This is a genomic window from Cetobacterium sp., from assembly GCF_048470075.1.
Taxonomy (GTDB): Bacteria; Fusobacteriota; Fusobacteriia; order Fusobacteriales; family Fusobacteriaceae; genus Cetobacterium_A.
In genome coordinates this window covers 1-1,912 of record NZ_DBGBQB010000043.1, presented here as the reverse complement: position 1 = coordinate 1,912, position 1,912 = coordinate 1, and the positions used below count along the sequence as shown (strand labels likewise).

Below are 1,912 nucleotides of genomic sequence, written 5' to 3'. Positions count from 1 at the left end.
ATTTTACAACAAATAAAAAATAAAGCAGGGGGAGTAAATTTATGAAAATCAACAAACTTCTTACACTTTTATCTTGTATTATCTTAGCTGGAACAGTTGGAGAAAAAACTTTTGCTAAAGAGGTAGTTCCAACTCCTGAAGTTGTTACTAATTCCTATGATGTTGCAACTTTGGAGGACAGAATTGCTAAATTAGAATATAATCAAGAACACCCTAGTTTTGAGTTCCATGGATATGGTAGATCTGGACTTCTTTTAAATGCTAACAATGACTTAAAAAAAGGAAAAGTTTTCAATAAAAATGGGGTTGGAAGATTGGGAAATGAAAGTGATACTTATATTGAAGCTGAATTAGTGAAAAACTTCTATCTTGATAATGGAGCTTGGGCTAAATGGCATATCATGTTTGCAAAAGGTACTGACGACTACAATGATTGGAATGATGGAGTAGCTTTAAGACAAGCTTATGCAGAGATGGGAAATCTTCCAGTATTTTCAGGTGCCTTCAAGGAATCAGTAATTTGGGCTGGTAAAAGATTCTATAATAGAAGGGATATTCATATAACAGACTTCTATTTCACTGACTATTCAGGGACTGGAGCTGGAATAGATAATATTAAAATTGGAGATGGTATGTTAGATTTAGGAGTTATCGCTAGAGACTATGATAGCTATGATCCTGCTGGGCTAATTACCTCTTCATCTAATAAAGAGGATGGTTTAAATGTTGTAAACCTTCTTGCTAGATATGATATTGGTTCTTGGGAATTCGATTTAGGAGCGGCTTTCTCTAAGGATAATGAAAATAGAACTGTTGCAACTAAGAATTACTATAATACATATGATGCAGCTGACTACGGATTGCAATTGGGAGTATTCTATAATACACCTGGATATTACTGGAGTGGAAAGGGATTCTCTAAGTTATTTGCACAAGTTGGATATGGACTTAATGCAGGAGATGGTTTAGGTAGTGCCGGTAGAGGAGCTGAAGGGAATTTAGATGATGCTTTATCTGCTAGAATAGGTACTTTTGGAGTTTTACCTATAAATGAAAAATGGGATTTATTTACAACAGTTGTTGCTCAACACAATAAAAATAGTAAATTTAACTACAATGCAGATCTTTTAGACCCTCAAGGAGAATCTTATTCTGTAGATGTTGATGGATTAAAATCAACTTGGGTCAGTGTTGTAGCTAGACCAGTATACAAAATCAATGAAAATTTCGAATTACAATTTGAAGCTGGATACTACTATGTAACAGAGGAAAAAGATAATGGAAAAAATACAGATGGAAATCTATACAAACTTACATTTGCACCAACATTTAAGTTAAATTCAAATGATTTCTGGGCTAGACCTGAGATTAGAACATTTGTTACTTGGGCTGGATGGGATAATGATTACCAAAAATCTTTCCAAAGCGATTTAAACTCTTACAGTGGAAAAAATGGAGTAAACGTTGGAGTTCAAGCTGAGGTTTGGTTCTAATTTAATACTTAATACTATAGTTCCCTTCTTGAGGCGCCTTCCTCCCGTTGGTGCCTCATTTATAATAAATTAAAAGTGAGGTATTTTTATGAAAAATAGATCAAGCGGTATACTTCTACATATAACATCTCTACCTGGAGAGTATGGAATTGGAGATTTTGGAAAATGTGCCTATGAGTTTGTTGATTTTTTAGAGGAAAGTCATCAAAAATATTGGCAAATTCTTCCAATGGGAACAACTGGTTATGGGGATTCTCCCTATCAATCCTTTTCAGCTTTTGCAGGTAATCCATATTTTATAGATTTAAATGCTTTAGTAAAAATGGATATTTTGACAAAGGATGATTTAACCTCTTTAAAGGAGTTAAACTCTACTTCTAACATACAGTATGATAGGTTATATATAGAAAGATATAAAG

The 1,912-nt window shown here is 33.5% G+C and carries 2 protein-coding genes; both read left to right on the top strand.

The window, feature by feature from the left end; genetic code table 11:
- Positions 1-41: 41 nt before the first annotated feature.
- On the top strand, positions 42-1,493 hold the full coding sequence (locus ACMOUI_RS01360) for a carbohydrate porin (RefSeq protein ID WP_418963952.1): 1,452 nt from the start codon (positions 42-44) through the stop codon (positions 1,491-1,493).
- An 88-nt stretch (positions 1,494-1,581) separates the two neighbouring features.
- On the top strand, positions 1,582-1,912 hold a 331-nt coding region (locus tag ACMOUI_RS01355; RefSeq protein ID WP_418963951.1), incomplete at its 3' end, for a 4-alpha-glucanotransferase.

Bases quoted from the DNA above. Each gene is read 5' to 3' on its own strand.
- ACMOUI_RS01360 (WP_418963952.1), top strand. From the start codon at position 42: ATGAAAATCAACAAACTTCTTACACTTTTATCTTGTATTATCTTAGCT.